This is a genomic window from Escherichia sp. KCJ4928 (assembly GCF_004352695.1).
In the GTDB taxonomy this organism is placed as follows: Bacteria; Pseudomonadota; Gammaproteobacteria; order Enterobacterales; family Enterobacteriaceae; genus ECMA0423.
In genome coordinates this window covers 1-304 of the sequence record NZ_SJWV01000704.1, presented here as the reverse complement: position 1 = coordinate 304, position 304 = coordinate 1, and the positions used below count along the sequence as shown (strand labels likewise).

The window sequence follows — 304 nt, the reverse complement described above, 5'->3', positions numbered from 1 at the left end:
AATTTCTTNTTGTTTGCGCTGTCAGTGAAATAGACCATGCTGTTTGTACTTTTCAGTGTTTTCAGCGCAGAATCTCCGGTTAGTTGCCACCAGGTGTTGTTCATAGTGGCAGATGCTGACGGGGCATTGACTGAACCGCTGTATGCCGTATTAAAACCACTCAGTAATCCGACCGCCAGTCCCCGGGATGCCTTCTCAGACAATATGCCCTCTTTACCTGATTCAGTTCCGAAGCTGATTGTGGCCTGTTTATCAGACATAATATCACCAACAACAGATGCCTGGTCTCTGGCTTTCAGTACTG

1 protein-coding gene is annotated in these 304 nt (G+C 46.9%); it reads right to left on the bottom strand.

Annotation, left to right across the window (positions count from 1 at the left end):
* Window positions 1-304: hypothetical protein (locus E0D98_RS26345; protein ID WP_165941089.1), on the bottom strand; the 304-nt coding region annotated here is incomplete at both ends.